Genomic DNA, 16,463 nt, shown 5'->3' with positions numbered 1-16,463 from the left:
ATGCTCTGCATAATTCCGAGAAGCTTCATTTATGAGACGGCAAAGCGCAAGCTGGCCTCGCGGCTGAACCCGGCCGTGGCGAGACGCGGGGATATTTCGAGCCCGTTCCTCTAACCCTCATCCTGAGGAGCCGCGTAGCGGCGTCTCGAAGGATGGTTCAGATATTTCCAGAACCATCTGGAGCATCCTTCGAGACGCAGCCTGCGGCTGCTCCTCAGGATGAGGGCTGAAAGAGATTTTTGCCGTCACGCCGATATCGGCGTGACAAGATGGAAAGGCGGCCCTGCCGGGCCGGAGCGATGACGATGACGATCTCTGAATTCGCCGGCGTGGCGCCGCTCATCCTTGTCCGCGATGCGCAAGAGGCGGACATGGGCGCGATCCAGGCGATCTACACCCACCACGTCCTGCACGGCCTCGCCAGCTTCGAGGAGACACCGCCGAGCGTCGATGAAATGCTGGCACGCCGGCAGGCGGTGCTGGGGCTCGGCCTGCCCTATCTTGCGGCCGAGCTCGATGGCCGGATCGTCGGCTACAGCTATGCGACGGCCTATCGCCCTCGCCCGGCCTATCGCCACACCATCGAGGACTCGATCTATGTCGCCGACGGTCTTGGCGGCCGCAAGATCGGCTCGACCTTGCTCGGCGCACTGATCGACCGGTGCGAGGCCGGCCCCTGGCGCCAGATGCTCGCCAATATCGGGGACAGCGGCAATGCCGGCTCGATAGGCCTGCACCGCCGCTTCGGTTTCGAGCCCGTCGGTACCTTGCGCTCGACCGGCTTCAAGTTCGGCCGCTGGGTCGACGCTGTCCTGATGCAGCGCAGCCTCGGCCCCGGCGACGAGACGCTGCCCAGCGGGGCGAGGTAGTGCCATCGAGCCCCAAGCTCGGGTCATCCCGGACGCAGCGAAGCGGAGATCCGGGATCTATGCCTGATCCCCGGAGGAGGTTCCTCCGCGAAAGCATGCGAGACGCTAACCCCTCCCCCTTGTGGGGAGGGGTAGGGGTGGGGGCGAAAAGTCAAAGTGACCCGCTTACAGATCAATCCCGCCGGCCAGTACAAGCAGCGTTGTACCCGGTCGGCCGCCCCCATCCCCATACCCTTCCCCGCAAGGGGGGAAGGGAGGCGCCTCCCCTCCGCCGCGGTTGTCCAGGACCAACCGCCGATGAGCCCCACATGATCCCTCGCAGCACCGTCTTCTGCCTCGGGCTGGCGCAGCTCATCTCCTGGGGTATCTCCTATTATCTGGTCGGCGCCTTCGGCGAGCGGATCGCAGCCGAACTCGGCTGGTCGCAGGCGATCATCCATGGCGGACTCTCGGCCGGCCTGCTGGTGATGGGGCTGACCTCCGGCGCGGTCGGCCGATTGATCGACCGCCATGGCGGCAGGGCGGTGATGTGCGCCGGGTCGCTGCTCACCGCCGCCGGCTGCCTCGGCCTCGCCTTTGCGCAGACGATTCCTGCCTACTATGCCGCCTGGGTCTGCCTCGGCCTCGCCATGCGGCTCACGCTCTACGACGCCGCCTTCGCCGCGCTCGCCTATATCGGCGGCAGCGCGGCGCGACGGCCGATCGCGCAGATCACTTTGCTCGGAGGCCTCGCTTCGACGGTGTTCTGGCCCCTCGGCCATGCGCTCGCCGAGCAATTCGGCTGGCGCGGCGCGCTCATCGCCTATGCCGGCTTCGCGCTGCTCACTTTGCCCTTGCACCTGACGCTGCCGGCCGGCTCGGCACGGCCTTTGCCCAGTGCGGCCACAGCGAAACCCAGCACCACACTCAGCCCGGCGGATACCCGCTTCGCCGGCATCTTGTACGCGCTGATCGTCACCTTCGCCGGCATCCTCAACGCCGGCATGTCGGCGCATATGATCGGCATCCTCGCCGGGCTCGGCCTGCCCGCCGCTGCTGCGGTCTGGATCGGCGCGACGCGCGGCATCGGCCAGTCGCTGGCGCGGCTCGGCGAGGTGCTGTTCGGCTCCCGCACCAGCCCGTTCGACCTCAACCTCGTCGCCTGCCTGGTGCTGCCGCTCTGCTTCGTCGTCGGCCTCGCCGGCGGGGCGAGCGCCATCGCGGCACTCGCTTTCGCCTTTGCCTATGGTGCCGGCAATGGCGTGCTGACGATCACGCGCGGCACGCTGCCGCTGATGCTGTTCGATCCCAGGAGCTATGGCGCCTATGTCGGCCGCCTGCTGGCGCCGGGCTTCTTCCTCTCGGCCGCTGCGCCGCTCGGCTATGCGCTGCTTATCGAGCGTTACGGAGCCTCGGCGGCGCTGATCCTCTCCGGGGTGCTGGCGCTCGCCATGCTCGTCGCAGCGATCCTGCTCCGGCAGCGCTTCCGCAGCCTGCCACGCTCCTGACAACCGCTGTCAGCACACCGCACCGGAACAATGCGGCAACATCCGCGGTTGCGTGCTACTCATGCCGGCCTCCCGCCCGGCCGCACTGGCACGGCACGGCGATTGCCCTATCTGTACGGCTTAGCTCAATTCGGACACCACCATGGCTCGCAAGACCACGCTCGCCGAACAGGCCGCGACGCTGGAAGACATGTTCGACCGCAACCGTGCGGCCGATCCGAACGCCCGCGTCATCTCCGTGCGCGGCGCGCGCGAGCACAATCTGAAGAATGTCGATCTCGCGATTCCGCGCGACAAGCTGGTGGTATTCACCGGGCTGTCCGGCTCGGGCAAGTCCTCGCTCGCCTTCGACACGATCTATGCGGAGGGCCAGCGCCGTTATGTCGAGTCGCTCTCGGCCTATGCCCGCCAGTTCCTCGAGATGATGCAGAAGCCCGATGTCGACCAGATCGACGGGCTCTCGCCGGCGATCTCAATCGAGCAGAAGACGACCTCGAAGAACCCGCGCTCGACGGTCGGCACGGTCACCGAGATCCACGACTATATGCGCCTGCTCTGGGCGCGGACCGGCATCCCCTATTCGCCGGCGACCGGCCTGCCGATCGAGAGCCAGACCGTGCAGCAGATGGTCGACCGGCTGGTCGAACTACCGGAGAAGACCCGCGGCTACCTGCTGGCGCCCGTCGTCCGCGGCCGCAAGGGCGAGTTCCGCAAGGAGATGGCCGACTGGCTGAAGCGCGGCTTCCAGCGCGTCAAGGTCAATGGCGAGTTCTACGAGATCCCGGATGCGCCTGTTCTCGACAAGAAGTTCAAGCACGACATCGACGTGGTGGTCGACCGCATCGTCATCCGTCCCGATCTCGGCGCCCGCCTCGCCGACTCGCTGGAGCAGGCGCTCGACCTCGCCGACGGCATCGCCGTCTTCGAATATGCCGACGAGAAGCAGGAGAACGGCGAGGCTCGCCGCGTCACCTTCTCCTCCAAGTTCGCCTGCCCGGTCTCCGGCTTCACCATCCCCGAGATCGAGCCCCGGCTGTTCTCGTTCAACAACCCGTTCGGCGCCTGCCCGGTCTGCGACGGCCTCGGCCACGAGATGCGGATCGATCCCGAGATGATCGTCCCGGATCATGGGCTCAGCCTGAAGAAGGGCGCGATCGCGCCCTGGGCCAAGTCGACCTCGCCCTATTACGGCCAGACGCTCGATGCGCTTGCCAAGCATTTCGGCTTCTCGACCACCAAGCCCTGGAGCGAGCTGCCGCAGAGCGCCCGCGACGCGATCCTGTTCGGCACCGGCACCGAGGCGGTGCGCATGGCCTACAACGACGGCCTGCGTGCCTATGAGGTGAAGAAGCCCTTCGAGGGCGTGATCACCAATATGGAGCGGCGCTGGAAGGAGACCGAGAGCGACTGGGCCCGCGAGGAGATCGGCCGCTTCATGTCGGAGACGCCCTGCGCCGCCTGCGCCGGCTTCCGGCTCAAGCCCGAGGCGCTGGCGGTCAAGATCGACATGCGCCATATCGGCGAGATCTCGCAGCTCTCGGTCAAGGACGCGCTCGCCTGGGTCAGCGCCCTGCCCTCGCGCCTCTCGCACAAGCAGAACGAGATCGCCCCGCGCATCCTGAAAGAAATCCGCGACCGGCTGACCTTCCTGCTCGATGTCGGCCTCGAATACCTGACGCTGGCGCGGGGCTCGCGCACACTGTCGGGCGGCGAGAGCCAACGCATCCGGCTGGCGTCGCAGATCGGTTCGGGCCTCACCGGCGTGCTCTATGTGCTCGACGAGCCCTCGATCGGCCTGCACCAGCGCGACAATGAGCGCCTGCTCGGCACGCTGCGCCGCCTGCGCGACCTCGGCAACACCGTGATCGTCGTCGAGCATGACGAGGACGCGATCATGACCGCCGATTATGTCGTCGATGTCGGCCCCGGCGCCGGCATCCATGGCGGCGAGATCGTCGCCAAGGGCACGCCGCAGGACATTTTGGACGACCCGAACTCGCTCACCGGCAAATACCTCACCGGCGAGATGAGCGTCCCTGTCCCGCTGAAGCGCCGCAAGCCGCAGAAGGGCCGCTCGCTAAAGATCGTCGGCGCCCGCGGCAACAACCTCAAGGACGTCACGGTCGACATCCCGCTCGGCCTGTTCACCTGCATCACCGGCGTGTCGGGCGGCGGCAAGTCGACGCTGATCATCGACACGCTCTACAAGGCGATCGCGCGCAAGCTCAACGGCTCGATCGAGCATCCGGCGAGCCATGACCGCATCGAGGGCATGGAGCATCTCGACAAGGTCATCGACATCGACCAGTCGCCGATCGGCCGCACCCCGCGCTCGAATCCCGCGACCTATACCGGCGCCTTCACGCCGATCCGCGAATGGTTCGCCGGCCTGCCCGAGGCCAAGGCGCGCGGCTACCAGGCCGGCCGCTTCTCGTTCAACGTCAAGGGCGGTCGCTGCGAGGCCTGCCAGGGCGACGGCGTCATCAAGATCGAGATGCATTTCCTGCCCGACGTCTACGTCACCTGCGATGTCTGCAAGGGCAAGCGCTATGACCGCGAGACGCTCGAGGTGAAATACCGCGACAAGTCGATCGCCGACGTGCTCGACATGTCGGTCGAGGAGGCCAAGACGCTGTTCAAGGCCGTGCCCTCGATCCGCGAGAAGATGGTGACGCTCGCCCGCGTCGGCCTCGACTATGTCAAGGTCGGCCAGCAGGCGACGACGCTCTCGGGCGGCGAGGCGCAGCGCGTCAAGCTCTCCAAGGAGCTCAGCAAGCGCGCCACCGGCCGCACCCTCTACATCCTCGACGAGCCGACCACCGGCCTGCATTTCCACGACGTCGCCAAGCTGATGGAGGTGCTGCACGAGCTGGTCGAGCAGGGCAATTCCGTGGTGGTGATCGAGCACAATCTCGAAGTGATCAAGACCGCCGACTGGGTCCTCGACCTCGGCCCCGAAGGCGGCGATGGCGGCGGCACGGTCGTGGCGCAGGGCACGCCGGAGGACATCGTCCGGATCGGCAAGGGCCACACCGCGCGCTTCCTCAAGGAGGTGCTGGAGCGGCGGCCGTTGAAGGGCAAGGGGGCAAGGCAGGCGGCGGAGTGACATGAAAAGGCGGCACTGACAGACTTTGGCCCGTCCAAGCGGTCTGTTCGTGTCTCAGCCCAGCTACCTATAGCGCACTTCGTAGTCAGGCTCTAAGCTGGAGCGCTCACGTCTAAATCCGTCTATCTCAGAGCGAGAAGTTGATGCCGACCCGAATTCTCCTTTTTAACCACAAGGGCGGGGTCGGCAAGACGACGTCTGCCTATAACATCGGCTGGAAGTTAGCTCAGCGCGAACACCGTGTTCTCTTGGTTGATGGCGACTCGCAGGTCAATCTTACAGCACGATCGCTGGGTGACAGATTCGAAGACTATTACGATGAAGGAAGCCCTACTCGACTCAACAATATTTACGATGCCGTAAGGCCAGTATTCGAAGGCCGTCCGACGCCGATTGAAGCTTTCGACTGCCCTGAAGCTGAAAATGGGAGCAATCTATTTGTTCTTCCGGGCCACCCTGACCTGTCGTCTCTAGAAGGACAAATCAGCCTCGCGCAGGAAACGCGCGGCACGCTGTCCGTGACGAAGAATTTGCCGGGCGTCCTGCACCGATTGATCGCCCTTGAGGAAGAACGTCACGGTATCGATTTCAGCATCATCGACATCAACCCTGGCCTCGGCGCTCTGAATCAGAATTTCTTCATGATTAGCGACGCCTTCATCGTCCCGACCAACCCCGACCCCTTCTCGCTTATGTCACTCAAAACCTTGGGCCTTGAGATAGAACGATGGGTCAATTGGAAGGAGACATTTGGCTCAGCTTTCAAAGATGCAACTTATCCATTGCCAACAGGCGTCACGAAATTCCTCGGAGCGCTTCATTCCCGTTTTAACCGCCACAAGAGTAAGGCGGCCGGTCGCTACCACGATCGGATCAGCCAAATCGATAACCGTATCGAAGCCGAGCTCGTGCCCGCGCTCCGCATGTCTGGATGCCTTTTCCCTCTAGCGGCCTACGAAGCTGCCGCGAATGTTGCTCTGCCCGAGGCTGCGACCGACGCGGATAAGCGACGGCTCTATGCGCTTGCTCGAATCCCCGACTTTGCTCAGGTGAGCCACATCGCTGCAGAGTTTGGAAAGCCCGTCTTCAACATCGATGACGACGACCTTCGAGAAGCGGACTTGCGCGGTAACGTCAAAACTAGCGTGCAGGATAACATCGCGACATTTGACGCGATTTTCTCGGCCATCTGTCAAAAAATCGAGATCATTTCCGGATATGACGGAGGCTAAGGCGCGATTTGATCGACACGTGGCCGAGGCCCATGAGTGCCTCTCCACTTTCGACGCTACCGGCAATGTGTCTGCGCTCCGGCACGTATGGAGCCGACGGAACGACTTCTTTTCTTCAAGGACCGTATCTACGCGACGGTTCAATACAAGTCATTCTACAAACCTGACAAGGTGTCAGAGGCTCTAAGCTATATCTGGACATGCCCTCCAAAGGAAAAATGGGCAAGAATATTAGCTCGATTGAAAGAAACAGGCCGACACGTCGGGCGTACTGAAGAGAATGTGAGGGATGAGCTAACTCTGATTGGAGACCGGCGCGACCTGATTGCCCATTCGGTCGATACGCCTCCAGGTGCCGAAGGGCCAAATCCAGTCGAGCGCGCAGATGCGGTCAGTGTAATTGAGTTTATCGTCGATCTTGCGACGGGTGTTGACCTTGAAACAGAAGCGCAGTTCGCTTGATCCCACTCGTCCTCAGGACGTATCCAAACGCGGGCCTTCCGAAGGTCCGCGCCTGCGGGCAGGGGTTACGCCGCTCCGGGGAGGCTTCGGGGCACCGCACCTTCAGGATAAAGCGCCGGGAACCCCTCTCCCGAGTGGGCGAGGAGCAGGAGTGAGCGCCCGCCGCTGATTGCTAAGGGCGCAACGGAGCCCGCCGCGCCCTTCTACAGTAAGAACAGGCCCTCATCCGGCGCTCCGCGCCACCTTCTCCCATCCGGGAGAAGGCTAGGTCGTGGTTGCCTCGCCTTCCCGTCATGCTCGGGCTTGTCCCGAGCATCCACGTCTTGGGACGCGCATGGTCGGTGCAGCCCGCAAAGCGCCGCTCGCCCGGTCGCTCCGTCACGAAGACGTGGATGGTCGCCACAAGGGCGGCCATGGCGGAGGAGCGGCTATAAAGATAAGGAGCTGTCCGATTGGTCAGGCCAGCTCGTCGTAGAGGTCGTTCCAGTCGGGATTGCGAGCCATGATCGTGCGGGTCTTGTAGGCACGGTACCAGCGCTTCATGGAGGTCTCGCGCTGGATCGCGCCTTCGATCTCGTCGTGCCATTCGTACCAGACGAGACGTTTCAGCCCGTAATGCTTCGTAAAGCCGGCAATCAGGCCTTCGCGATGCTCGTGAACGCGCCGACCAAGGTCGCTCGTCACGCCGATATAGAGCGTGCCGTTCGGTCGGTTCGTCATGATGTAGACCCAGCCGCCCTTCTGCTTCATGGCGTCAGGATGCGGTGACGCCAAGGCATCGACAAGGGCTCCATCGTCATGGTCGGGCTTGTCCCGACCATCCACGTCTTGCGACGCAAACGGCAGGCGAGGCCCTGCGACGCGCCGCTCGCCCGGTCGTTCCAACGCGAAGACGTGGATGGTCGCCACAAGGGCGACCATGACGGGAGAGGCTAACTTATCCCCGCCGCCAAAACCTCCCGTATGATCCCCTCGCCCATCACCCATACGGGGCGGCCGTCCGGAGGTATGCCAGAGGCTGGGTGAGGGTCGGCGCCTGCGGGCGGGGGGTTACGCCCCGCTCCCGGGAGGCTTCGGGGCACCGCCCTGGGGACATTACGATCCCTGTGCGAGGAGCTCGCTAGATGGACGGCCCGCCAGGTGCCGCCCTGCTCAACCGCCGGCGCGACCACCCGTTGAGGGGCACTGGCGCCGGCAGGAACGGGACGGACGGGCGGGCCAACCGCAGAAGCGCGGCCCGGAGACTTGAAGAAGCCGAAGGCGGAGCGCCACGGGGCGTGCGGATGGGGACCATCCGCGCCGCTTCCTGGCTCAACGGAAGCGGATACGACAACGCGCCTCGCGGCGCTCCGCCAGCCCCGTATTGGTTAGCGCCCGCAGGCAGGCCTGCGGGCGGGGTTGGCGCGTGCGTGAAGCAAGGGCGCGGGATCCCCTCTCCTGTAAGGAGAGGGGGTAGGGGTGAGGTGTTCGGACTGGAATCGTTGGCCTGAACCCGACCGCGGTCGGCGCTCGCGGAACTGGTCCAACGGCCTACACCTCACCCTGCTTTCTCCTTACAGGAGAGGATTCCCCGCGGTTCGCTCGCCTTCTTTCATCGACGAGAAGGACGCCCCCGCGCCCTTCCGTCGCACGGCATTGTGAGGGTCTTGTTTACGCCTTGTTAAACCGCTCTTGGACATCCCTGCGATGCAAACAGGAGATGAACCGATGATCAGACTGGCGCTTCCCGCGGTCCTGAGCCTTCTCGCCGCCTCGGCCCCGGCTTTCGCCGCTCCGGCCCAGCCAATGGGCCAGTTCAAGCAGTGGAATGCGGCGGCCTATGACGGCAGCAATGGCAAGCGTTGCTATATCGTATCGTCACCTGGCACCGAGAAACCTGATACCTTGCGTCATGGCGACGTGTTCTTCTTCGTGCAGACCGCGCCGAGCGCCCAGAGCCGCACCGAGTCGAGCTTCCAGACCGGCTACGATTTCGCCAAGGATTCGACCGTCACCGTGACGATCGGCGACGACAGCTTCCGCATGCTGACCTCGGGCAACAATGCCTGGCTGCAGCGGCTGGAGCGCGAAAGCGAGCTGCTCGCGGCGATGAAGGCCGGCGACGAGATGGTGCTGGCGGCGCGCTCGGCCCGTGGCAACGAGACCAGCTACACCTTCTCGCTCGAAGGCGTGACCGCGGCGTCACGGCTGCTGGAGCGCTGCAGCTGACGCGTCGCTACAAGACGCCGTGGCGCTCGAAGACCGAGCGCAGGCTTTTCCCGGCTAGCAGCTCCTCGCGGGTCGAATCCTCGGCCTCGATCTTGGCCAGCGCCAGCCGGATCGCCTCGGGCGCGATCGCCCGCGGCACGATGACGACGCCGTCGACGTCGCCGAAGATGAAATCGCCCGGCGCGACGCGGGCGCCGCCGAGCTCGACCGGCTCGTCGGCGGCCATCATCTCGGCCCGGCCCTTGGTGTCGAGCGGGCCGATGCCGCCATGGAAGACCGGGAAGCCGAGCTCGCGGATGCGGCGGACATCGCGCACCAGCCCGTCGGTGAGGCAGCCGGCGGCGCCTCTCACTGTCGAGGCGGTGGTGAGCAGTTCGCCCCAGGGCGCGATCCGGTCGGTCGGCCCGTCGCAGGCGAGCACCGCGACCTCGCCGGCTTTGAGGCTGTCGATCAGGTCCATCTCCAGCGCATAGGGGTTGTGCCCCTCAGGGAGATGGTAGCGTTTCATGTAGAGCCCGGTGCGGGCGAAGCCGCAGAGCACCGAGGCGTCATCGAGCGGGCGCACGAAGGGCTTCACCGCCTGGTCGGGATAGCCGAGCTCGTCGAGCACATCGGAGAGCACGGCCGAATAGAGCCGGCCCTTCAGGCTGGCGAGATCAAGTTCCTGGGCCGGATCCGGCATGCGCGCTTCCCCTCTCTTTATTATAGGGGAGCTTCCGGGCGCATCGGCGGCGGGTCAAGCCATCGCCGCTGCGTGGGATGGAACGGCGCTCAGGGCGTCATGTCGTCGAGGCGGGCATAGCTCGCCTCCATGCCATGCTCCATGCCGCTCGCAAGCATGGCCTCGCGGGTGGCGGCGTCCGGCACAGTCATGCGCATGGTCATCAGCGTGCCCTCGCCATCGGCTTCGAAGCGGGTCTCGACGTGGTTATCCGGGCACGGATCGGGCAGGTGCATGCGCTCGACATGCTCGATGCGGCTGAACGGCTCGAGCAAGACATATTCGCCGGTGAGGTGGAAGCCGTTGCCCTGCCCGTCGCTCCATTCATAGCGGATCCTGCCGCCGGGCCTGGCTTCGTTGATGCAGACCGGCATGGTCCAGCCTTCGGGGCCGAGCAGCCACTTCTGGATCAACGCCGGTTCGGTATGGGCGCGGTAGACCGCCTGCGGCGAGGCCTTGAAGCGGCGGGTGACGACGACATGCGTATCGCCCTCGGTCTGCAGGGTGAGCCTGGTCATGTCTGGTCTGTCTCCTTGCCTGGTTCCATCTCGGCCAGAAGCTGGTCCAGCCGGTCGTAATTCGCTTCCAGGGCCCGCCTGAGCATGGCGAGCCATTTGTCGATCTCCTCGAGCGCGCCGGGCGCGAGCCGGCAGGGCCGCTTCGTCCCTTCGATCCGCCTTGCGATCAGCCCCGCCTCCTCTAGCACCTTGAGGTGCCGCGACACCGCCGGCTGCGACATCGCGAAGGGCTCGGCGAGTTCCATCACCGTGGTTTCGCCCAGCGCCAGCCGCGCCAGGATGGCCCGGCGCGTCGGATCGGCGAGAGCGGAGAAGGCTGAGTCCAATCTGTTCATGTCGATGTTCCTATATATCCTATATGTTATATAACTAAATAAACATGGTCAAGCGCCTTTTCCGACGCCCCCGCAAAACGGTGATGAGGTTTAGGCGCGCGGCGCGAGGATGGCTGCCCGCAGCAGTAGATAGAGCAACAGCCCGTTGAGCAGGTGCCAGCCCCAGTGTAGGCCCAACGGAACCGCGCCACACAGGACGGAATCGAGCGAACGGAAGCTCAGCGACACGGCAAAGACGAAGCCGGTGACGGCGATTCGCCTGCCCGCGATGACATCACCGCGCAGCCTTGCCGTAAGCGCGACGCCGGAGAGGCCGATGAGGAAGCCGGCATAACCGGCCGAGCCGCGCATGCCGGCCGGCAGCAGCGGAGCAAGGCCGGAGGCTAGACCGAAGCAGGCCGCGAGGAAGAGAAGCGCCCCTATTGAAGCCAATAAAGGCGACAGTCCCAGGAACCGGTTGAGCGCCAGGCCGAAATAGCAGAGCGCGAAGAGCTGGATTGGCACGACATCGGCCAGCAGCGTCCAGCGCTGCGGCATGGTGTGGAACAGGAAGGAGCCGACGCCGATGATCGCGACCAGCGCCGTCAGCGCTTCGGCCGGCCAGTCTCGGCGTCCCTGCCAGCGCAGCAGGAGGAATGCCGTCAGCGCCGCCAGCAGGAAGGCGGCATTGCTGACCGCATTGAGCGGCTCGGCCCAGAAGGCGCCGCTCAACCGCTCGCAATAGCCCGCGCCCTGCATGCCCTGCTCCGCCTCGCCGGAATCATCGAATCATGCCGCTTGCGGCGCTGCAGCCGCGTGACAGCCTCATCGATGAAACGGACCCAATTTTCCGCGAATCCACGCATGGTGAACAGCCCGTTACACCCCGCTTCGGCCCGGCAACCAATGTTGCGGTGCAAACCGCATGGCAAACTGCATCGATTCTGCACGAAATCGCGGCATTTAATGAAGCCACACGAGAGCGAAGCTTCAATCGCCTAAAATTTAGGCCAAATTTTCACTGTTCTGACAAAATCGTTAAGCGCTCTGCGCGGGGCAGCGGCTCTTTCCAAACGATCTCTTAATTTGTCATGCGCAAGAAGCATAACAGAACTGACGCCGCGCCCCTGTGATAGGCACTATGGTCGCTCTATATGCAGTGCACAACGAATTCATCGCTGTCGGGGCCAAACCCCGAAAAACCAAAAGGTTATCGCCATGTTCCTGTCCATGATCGCTTCCAAGATTCGCTCCTATCTTCGCTATCGCGAGACCGTCCGCGAGCTGTCCCGCCTCACCGACCGTGAGCTTGACGATCTCGGCCTGTCGCGCTCGGACATCCAGTACGTCGCCCGCACCCACGCGACTGCCTGATTTCTGCTCGACTAGTTTCTCCTAGGCCCTGTGTTCCTCCCCTCAGGGTCTGGTCGAAGAGCGAATGCCCGCTTTCGAGCGGGCATTTTGCGTTTCTGGAGCTGGATTAGCGTTGCACCCTTGACCTTGGGCGCTGCCGCGGACACATCGCGGCCATGACAATCGCACCCATCCACATCGTCGGCGGCGGCCTCGCCGGGTCGGAAGCCGCCTGGCAGATCGCCGAGGCCGGCGTTCCGGTCGTCCTGCACGAGATGCGCCCCGAGCGCGGCACCGACGCGCACAAGACCGAGAGCCTCGCCGAGTTGGTCTGCTCGAACTCATTCCGCTCGGACGATTCCTCCTCCAACGCCGTCGGCCAACTGCATTGGGAGATGCGCCAGCTCGGCTCGCTGATCATGGCCAAGGGCGATGCACACCAGGTTCCGGCAGGCGGCGCGCTCGCGGTCGACCGAGACGGCTTCGCGGCCGCGGTCACCGCCGCGCTCGAAGCCCATCCCAACGTCACAATCGAACGCGGCGAGATCGCCGGACTGCCGCCGGCCGATTGGGACAAGGTCATCGTCGCGACCGGCCCTCTCACCTCGCCAGCGCTGGCCGAGGGCATCCGTTCGCTGACCGGGGCGGGCGAGCTCGCCTTCTTCGATGCGATCGCACCGATCGTCCATTTCGATTCGGTCGACATGGACGTCGCCTGGTTCCAGTCGCGCTACGACAAGGCCGGGCCCGGCGGCACAGGCGCCGACTACATCAACTGCCCGCTCGATCGCGACCAATACGAGGCCTTCATCGACGCGCTGCTGGCGGCGGAGAAGACCGAGTTCAAGGAATGGGAAGGCACGCCCTATTTCGATGGTTGCCTGCCGATCGAGGTGATGGCCGAGCGCGGCCGCGAGACGCTGCGCTGGGGGCCGATGAAGCCGGTCGGGCTGACCAACAAGCACAATCCGACGGTGAAGGCCTATGCCGTCGTCCAGCTCCGGCAGGACAATGCGCTGGGCACGTTGTTCAACATGACGGGCTTCCAGACCAAGCTGAAATATGGCGAGCAGGCCGCGATCTTCAGGATGATCCCGGGCCTGCAGAACGCCGAGTTCGCCCGGCTCGGCGGCATCCACCGCAACACCTATCTCAACTCGCCGGAGCTGCTCGATCCGCAGCTGCGGCTGAAGGCCGATCCACGCCTGCGCTTCGCCGGGCAGATCACCGGCTGCGAGGGCTATGTCGAGAGCGCCGCGATCGGATTGCTGACCGGCCGCCTTGCCGCGGCGGAGCGGCTTGGCCGGCCGATCGAACTTCCGCCGGCGGCGACGGCGCTGGGCGCGCTGGTCAACCACATCACCGGCGGGCACATCGTCACCATCGACGAGGGGCCGCGCTCCTTCCAGCCGATGAACATCAATTTCGGCCTGTTCCCGCCTATCGAGGGCGTCGCGACGCAAGGGCCGGACGGCAAGCGCCTCAAGGGCCCGGCCAAGAGTCTCGCCCGCAAGCAGGCGCTGACGGCGCGGGCGAAGGTTGAACTCGATGGCTGGATTGGCGAGGCGAACGCGCAGGCGGCGGAGTAATCCGCGGGATTCCCTCTCCTGGAAGGAGAGGGGTAGGGGTGAGGTGTTCGGGGGAAATCATAAGCCTGAATCTGGCCGCGTGGTGAGCGCCCGCGGAACTGGTCAAACGGCCGACACCTCACCCTGCCCTCTCCTTACAGGAGAGGGTTTCCCGCGCCTTATTCCATCACGGTGAGGCCTACCGCCCTGCCATCCGAGCCGCTCGCCACAGCGTCCATTGCCGCTTGAGCGGCGACAGGCCGATGATCGTGCGATAGGGGTCGTAGCCACGTCGCTCCATCTGCCCGAGATAGGGCTCGACCAGCGCAGCCGGGAGGAAAGCTGGCCTGATTGCCGCCGGCACGGTGGCGCTGAGATCGTTGAGCTTGCGCAGATGGATGCGGGCCAGCGCCCGCATCTCCTTCAGCGAATAGATCAGGCCCGGCCCGCCGCGCCCACGCACAATGTCCTCGCGGGTGACGCCGTTGCGGGCGAGCAGATCGGCCGGCAGATAGACTTGGCCACGGGCCGCATGCCAGGGGAAGGCGCGCATCAGCCCCGACAGCGCATAGGCGACGCCAGCATGGCCGGCAGCGGTGGCGCCGCCCGGATCGCGGCCTTGTGCCAGCACCAGACAGGCGAGGCGGATCAGCGCGCTCGAGGTCTCGCCGACATAACCTTCAAGGTCGGAGAGCGACGGCATCGGATCGTCGTAGAGATCGAAGACGCGCGCCTCGATCAGACCAGAAAGCGGGGCGATGGGCAGACGAAAGCGCCTGACGGTATCGAGCAGCGCCTGCGCGACCGGATGGCCCGGCGCGGGCGCGTCCGGCCCGGTCTCGAGCACGTCGCGCCACCATTGCAGGCGGACTTCGCCCGGCAGCGGCTCGCTGACCTGCTCGCGCACGCGCGCGACCTCATGGCTGAAGGCATAGAGCGCGAAGAGTCCGGGCCGCAGCGCCTCGGGTGCATAGAGCGAAGCGATATAGCGGTCGGGATCGTGCTCGCGCACCAGCGCCAGGCAATGGCCATAGGCCTGCGAGAGCGGGCCCGGCGCAGTGCCGGCGCGGTGCTCGGTTTTCGTGGTCATGCGTCCTCCCCGCTCCCGTCGTCACACGGGCCGAAGCGCCGGCAGTCTAGGCCGGGTCGGCAGCCTTGGCTACGCGGGAGCGACATGGGTGATGGGATTTGATCGACGCTAGTCGACCGCGATCAGCGCCGCGGCGACCCGCCGCTCTTCGCCGACGAGGACGTTGTAGGTGCGCGCTGCGGCCGGCGTCGCCATCGCCTCGACGGTAATGCCCACGGCCTTGAACGGGTCACGCAAGGCAGCCGGCAGGAAAGCGATCTCGCGGCCGATGCCGAGGATCAGGAAGTCGATCGCCTCGGCTTCGTCGAGAACGGGTTGCAGGCTGGCGAGGCTCACCTCGGCGAAGGACGCAACCGGCCAGATTCTGACACCCGAGGGCGTCGCGAGGATCGAGCCGCGATGGCTCATCTCGGCGAAGCGAAAGCCGCCGGCGCCAAAGGCATCGATCTGGTGCCGGCCAGGGACGAAGCCGTCGAAGCGCCTCTCGACCATCAGCGCATGGCTCGGAAAAGTGGAAACCGGTTTTCCGACAAAGCCATGCGAAAAACCAAGAGCCCTAAACCCGTGCCTTGGCCTCGGCCAGTTCCTCGCTCTGGTCGAGGCGGCCGGCACGGACGTCGAGATAGAGCAGCACCGGCGTCGAGACGAACATCGCCGAATAGGTGCAGACCACCACGCCGAACAGCATGACGAGCGCGAAGCCTTCGATCGCCGAGCCGCCGAAGAAGACCAGCGCGATCAGCGCCAGCACGGTCGTGGTCGAGGTGATCGCGGTGCGCGACAGGGTCGAGTTGACCGAGAGGTCGAGCAGTTCCGGGATCGGCATGGTCTTGTAGCGGCGGAGCAGTTCGCGTGTGCGATCGAATACCACCACCGTCTCGTTCAACGAGTAGCCGACGATTGTCAGGATCGCCGCGATCGAGGTCAGGTTGAATTCGAGCTGCGTGATCAGGAAGAAGCCGAGCGTCAGTACGATGTCGTGCATCGTGCCGACGATCGCGCCGATGGCAAGCTGCACCTCGAAGCGGAACCAGAGATAGACCAGCACGCCAATGATCGCGAGCACGACGCCGAGCGTGCCGGCCTGGACCAGTTCGCCCGAAACGCGCGGGCCGACCGTCTCAACCCGGCGGAATTCATAAGCCTCGGAGAAGGTCTCGCGCGCCTTGGTCACCACGCCCTGCTGGGCGATCTCGCCGCCCGGCTGAACAGCAAAACGCATGGAGAGCTCGCCGGCACTGCCGAACTCCTGGACCTCGACCTCGCCGAAGCCGAAGCCATTGGCGGTCTGGCGCACCTGAGCGATGTCGGGCTTGCCGCTCTTGGCCTGCATCTCCATCAGCGTGCCGCCGCGGAAATCGATGCCGAAATTGAGGCCGACCGTCAGGAACAGCACCAGCACCAGCACGGAGTAGGCGGCCGAGAACGGATAGGCGAGACGCCGCCAATGAACGATGCGGAAGCGGGTGTTGTCGGGAACGATGCGAAGCAGGCGCATGGTCTGTTATCTCCTGGCCTGCGGCCTTAGCATGTTC

Annotated in this window: 17 protein-coding genes; 9 read left to right on the top strand and 8 right to left on the bottom strand. The window is 64.9% G+C overall.

Going from position 1 to position 16,463, the window contains the following annotated elements; translation table 11 throughout:
* Positions 1 to 305 precede the first annotated feature (305 nt).
* The 5 genes from QO058_RS27590 (at position 306) to QO058_RS27570 (ending at position 7,156) form a co-directional block, all read left to right on the top strand.
* Positions 306 to 869, top strand: coding sequence for a GNAT family N-acetyltransferase (locus QO058_RS27590; protein WP_284169406.1), 564 nt, complete (start codon positions 306 to 308; stop codon positions 867 to 869).
* Between the two features lie 308 nt (positions 870 to 1,177).
* Complete coding sequence (locus tag QO058_RS27585) at positions 1,178 to 2,356, top strand: MFS transporter (protein WP_284169405.1); 1,179 nt, start codon at positions 1,178 to 1,180, stop codon at positions 2,354 to 2,356.
* A 142-nt stretch (positions 2,357 to 2,498) separates the two neighbouring features.
* Positions 2,499 to 5,462, top strand: a complete 2,964-nt coding sequence (gene uvrA, locus QO058_RS27580; protein ID WP_432211987.1) for an excinuclease ABC subunit UvrA — start codon at positions 2,499 to 2,501, stop codon at positions 5,460 to 5,462.
* Between the two features lie 143 nt (positions 5,463 to 5,605).
* Entirely contained in the window at positions 5,606 to 6,694 is a 1,089-nt protein-coding gene (locus QO058_RS27575; RefSeq protein WP_284169404.1) for a ParA family protein, read from the top strand.
* A gap of 87 nt (positions 6,695 to 6,781) precedes the next feature.
* Entirely contained in the window at positions 6,782 to 7,156 is a 375-nt protein-coding gene (locus QO058_RS27570; RefSeq protein ID WP_284169403.1) for a hypothetical protein, read from the top strand.
* 456 nt (positions 7,157 to 7,612) lie between these two features.
* Here the strand turns inward: QO058_RS27570 and QO058_RS27565 are convergent, their stop codons facing one another.
* On the bottom strand, positions 7,613 to 7,906 hold the full coding sequence (locus tag QO058_RS27565; RefSeq protein ID WP_284169402.1) for a GIY-YIG nuclease family protein: 294 nt from the start codon (positions 7,904 to 7,906) through the stop codon (positions 7,613 to 7,615).
* Between the two features lie 957 nt (positions 7,907 to 8,863).
* Between QO058_RS27565 and QO058_RS27560 the strand changes: the two genes are divergently transcribed.
* Positions 8,864 to 9,364: an invasion associated locus B family protein gene (locus QO058_RS27560; RefSeq protein WP_284169401.1), complete on the top strand. Its 501-nt coding sequence runs from the start codon at positions 8,864 to 8,866 to the stop codon at positions 9,362 to 9,364.
* Positions 9,365 to 9,371: 7 nt separating this feature from the next.
* Here QO058_RS27560 and QO058_RS27555 read toward each other — a convergent pair whose 3' ends face one another.
* The 4 genes from QO058_RS27555 to QO058_RS27540 all read right to left on the bottom strand — a co-directional run bounded on the left by QO058_RS27555 (position 9,372) and on the right by QO058_RS27540 (position 11,676).
* Positions 9,372 to 10,046, bottom strand: a complete 675-nt coding sequence (locus QO058_RS27555) for an RraA family protein (RefSeq protein WP_284169399.1) — start codon at positions 10,044 to 10,046, stop codon at positions 9,372 to 9,374.
* A gap of 89 nt (positions 10,047 to 10,135) precedes the next feature.
* Positions 10,136 to 10,603: an SRPBCC domain-containing protein gene (locus QO058_RS27550; protein WP_284169398.1), complete on the bottom strand. Its 468-nt coding sequence runs from the start codon at positions 10,601 to 10,603 to the stop codon at positions 10,136 to 10,138.
* The gene (locus tag QO058_RS27545) at positions 10,600 to 10,938 is read right to left on the bottom strand and encodes an ArsR/SmtB family transcription factor (RefSeq protein ID WP_284169397.1); all 339 of its coding nucleotides are present in this window, start codon (positions 10,936 to 10,938) and stop codon (positions 10,600 to 10,602) included. Before QO058_RS27545 ends, QO058_RS27550 begins: the two co-directional genes overlap by 4 nt.
* A 90-nt stretch (positions 10,939 to 11,028) precedes the next feature.
* Complete coding sequence (locus tag QO058_RS27540) at positions 11,029 to 11,676, bottom strand: hypothetical protein (RefSeq protein WP_284169396.1); 648 nt, start codon at positions 11,674 to 11,676, stop codon at positions 11,029 to 11,031.
* 32 nt (positions 11,677 to 11,708) lie between these two features.
* On the opposite strand from QO058_RS27540, the gene QO058_RS27535 reads away from it, so the two are divergent.
* The 3 genes from QO058_RS27535 to trmFO all read left to right on the top strand — a co-directional run bounded on the left by QO058_RS27535 (position 11,709) and on the right by trmFO (position 13,859).
* Positions 11,709 to 12,002, top strand: coding sequence for a hypothetical protein (locus tag QO058_RS27535; protein ID WP_284169395.1), 294 nt, complete (start codon positions 11,709 to 11,711; stop codon positions 12,000 to 12,002).
* A 133-nt stretch (positions 12,003 to 12,135) separates the two neighbouring features.
* Complete coding sequence (locus tag QO058_RS27530; protein WP_110492672.1) at positions 12,136 to 12,291, top strand: DUF1127 domain-containing protein; 156 nt, start codon at positions 12,136 to 12,138, stop codon at positions 12,289 to 12,291.
* Between the two features lie 155 nt (positions 12,292 to 12,446).
* Entirely contained in the window at positions 12,447 to 13,859 is a 1,413-nt protein-coding gene (gene trmFO / locus QO058_RS27525; protein ID WP_284169393.1) for a methylenetetrahydrofolate--tRNA-(uracil(54)-C(5))-methyltransferase (FADH(2)-oxidizing) TrmFO, read from the top strand.
* 178 nt (positions 13,860 to 14,037) lie between these two features.
* Here the strand turns inward: trmFO and QO058_RS27520 are convergent, their stop codons facing one another.
* From QO058_RS27520 to secF, 3 genes are all read right to left on the bottom strand, one after another.
* Complete coding sequence (locus tag QO058_RS27520) at positions 14,038 to 14,928, bottom strand: phytoene/squalene synthase family protein (RefSeq protein WP_284169392.1); 891 nt, start codon at positions 14,926 to 14,928, stop codon at positions 14,038 to 14,040.
* Positions 14,929 to 15,036: 108 nt separating this feature from the next.
* Positions 15,037 to 15,420, bottom strand: a complete 384-nt coding sequence (locus QO058_RS27515) for an Mth938-like domain-containing protein (protein ID WP_284169390.1) — start codon at positions 15,418 to 15,420, stop codon at positions 15,037 to 15,039.
* 64 nt (positions 15,421 to 15,484) lie between these two features.
* Positions 15,485 to 16,426, bottom strand: coding sequence for a protein translocase subunit SecF (gene secF / locus QO058_RS27510; RefSeq protein ID WP_284169389.1), 942 nt, complete (start codon positions 16,424 to 16,426; stop codon positions 15,485 to 15,487).
* Positions 16,427 to 16,463 lie beyond the last annotated feature (37 nt).

The sequence above is a fragment of the Bosea vestrisii genome, from assembly GCF_030144325.1.
Lineage (GTDB): Bacteria > Pseudomonadota > Alphaproteobacteria > Rhizobiales > Beijerinckiaceae > Allobosea > Allobosea vestrisii_A.
Note: the sequence above shows the minus strand (reverse complement) of the source record. Positions and strands in the feature narration are given on the sequence as shown.

Bases quoted from the DNA above. Each gene is read 5' to 3' on its own strand.
- QO058_RS27540 (WP_284169396.1), bottom strand. From the start codon at position 11,676: ATGCAGGGCGCGGGCTATTGCGAGCGGTTGAGCGGCGCCTTCTGGGCC.
- QO058_RS27555 (WP_284169399.1), bottom strand. From the start codon at position 10,046: ATGCCGGATCCGGCCCAGGAACTTGATCTCGCCAGCCTGAAGGGCCGG.
- QO058_RS27535 (WP_284169395.1), top strand. From the start codon at position 11,709: ATGCCGCTTGCGGCGCTGCAGCCGCGTGACAGCCTCATCGATGAAACG.
- QO058_RS27575 (WP_284169404.1), top strand. From the start codon at position 5,606: ATGCCGACCCGAATTCTCCTTTTTAACCACAAGGGCGGGGTCGGCAAG.
- QO058_RS27545 (WP_284169397.1), bottom strand. From the start codon at position 10,938: ATGAACAGATTGGACTCAGCCTTCTCCGCTCTCGCCGATCCGACGCGC.
- QO058_RS27550 (WP_284169398.1), bottom strand. From the start codon at position 10,603: ATGACCAGGCTCACCCTGCAGACCGAGGGCGATACGCATGTCGTCGTC.
- QO058_RS27590 (WP_284169406.1), top strand. From the start codon at position 306: ATGACGATCTCTGAATTCGCCGGCGTGGCGCCGCTCATCCTTGTCCGC.
- QO058_RS27515 (WP_284169390.1), bottom strand. From the start codon at position 15,420: ATGGTCGAGAGGCGCTTCGACGGCTTCGTCCCTGGCCGGCACCAGATC.
- QO058_RS27560 (WP_284169401.1), top strand. From the start codon at position 8,864: ATGATCAGACTGGCGCTTCCCGCGGTCCTGAGCCTTCTCGCCGCCTCG.
- QO058_RS27530 (WP_110492672.1), top strand. From the start codon at position 12,136: ATGTTCCTGTCCATGATCGCTTCCAAGATTCGCTCCTATCTTCGCTAT.
- uvrA (WP_432211987.1), top strand. From the start codon at position 2,499: ATGGCTCGCAAGACCACGCTCGCCGAACAGGCCGCGACGCTGGAAGAC.
- QO058_RS27520 (WP_284169392.1), bottom strand. From the start codon at position 14,928: ATGACCACGAAAACCGAGCACCGCGCCGGCACTGCGCCGGGCCCGCTC.
- QO058_RS27585 (WP_284169405.1), top strand. From the start codon at position 1,178: ATGATCCCTCGCAGCACCGTCTTCTGCCTCGGGCTGGCGCAGCTCATC.
- secF (WP_284169389.1), bottom strand. From the start codon at position 16,426: ATGCGCCTGCTTCGCATCGTTCCCGACAACACCCGCTTCCGCATCGTT.
- QO058_RS27570 (WP_284169403.1), top strand. From the start codon at position 6,782: ATGGAGCCGACGGAACGACTTCTTTTCTTCAAGGACCGTATCTACGCG.
- trmFO (WP_284169393.1), top strand. From the start codon at position 12,447: ATGACAATCGCACCCATCCACATCGTCGGCGGCGGCCTCGCCGGGTCG.
- QO058_RS27565 (WP_284169402.1), bottom strand. From the start codon at position 7,906: ATGAAGCAGAAGGGCGGCTGGGTCTACATCATGACGAACCGACCGAAC.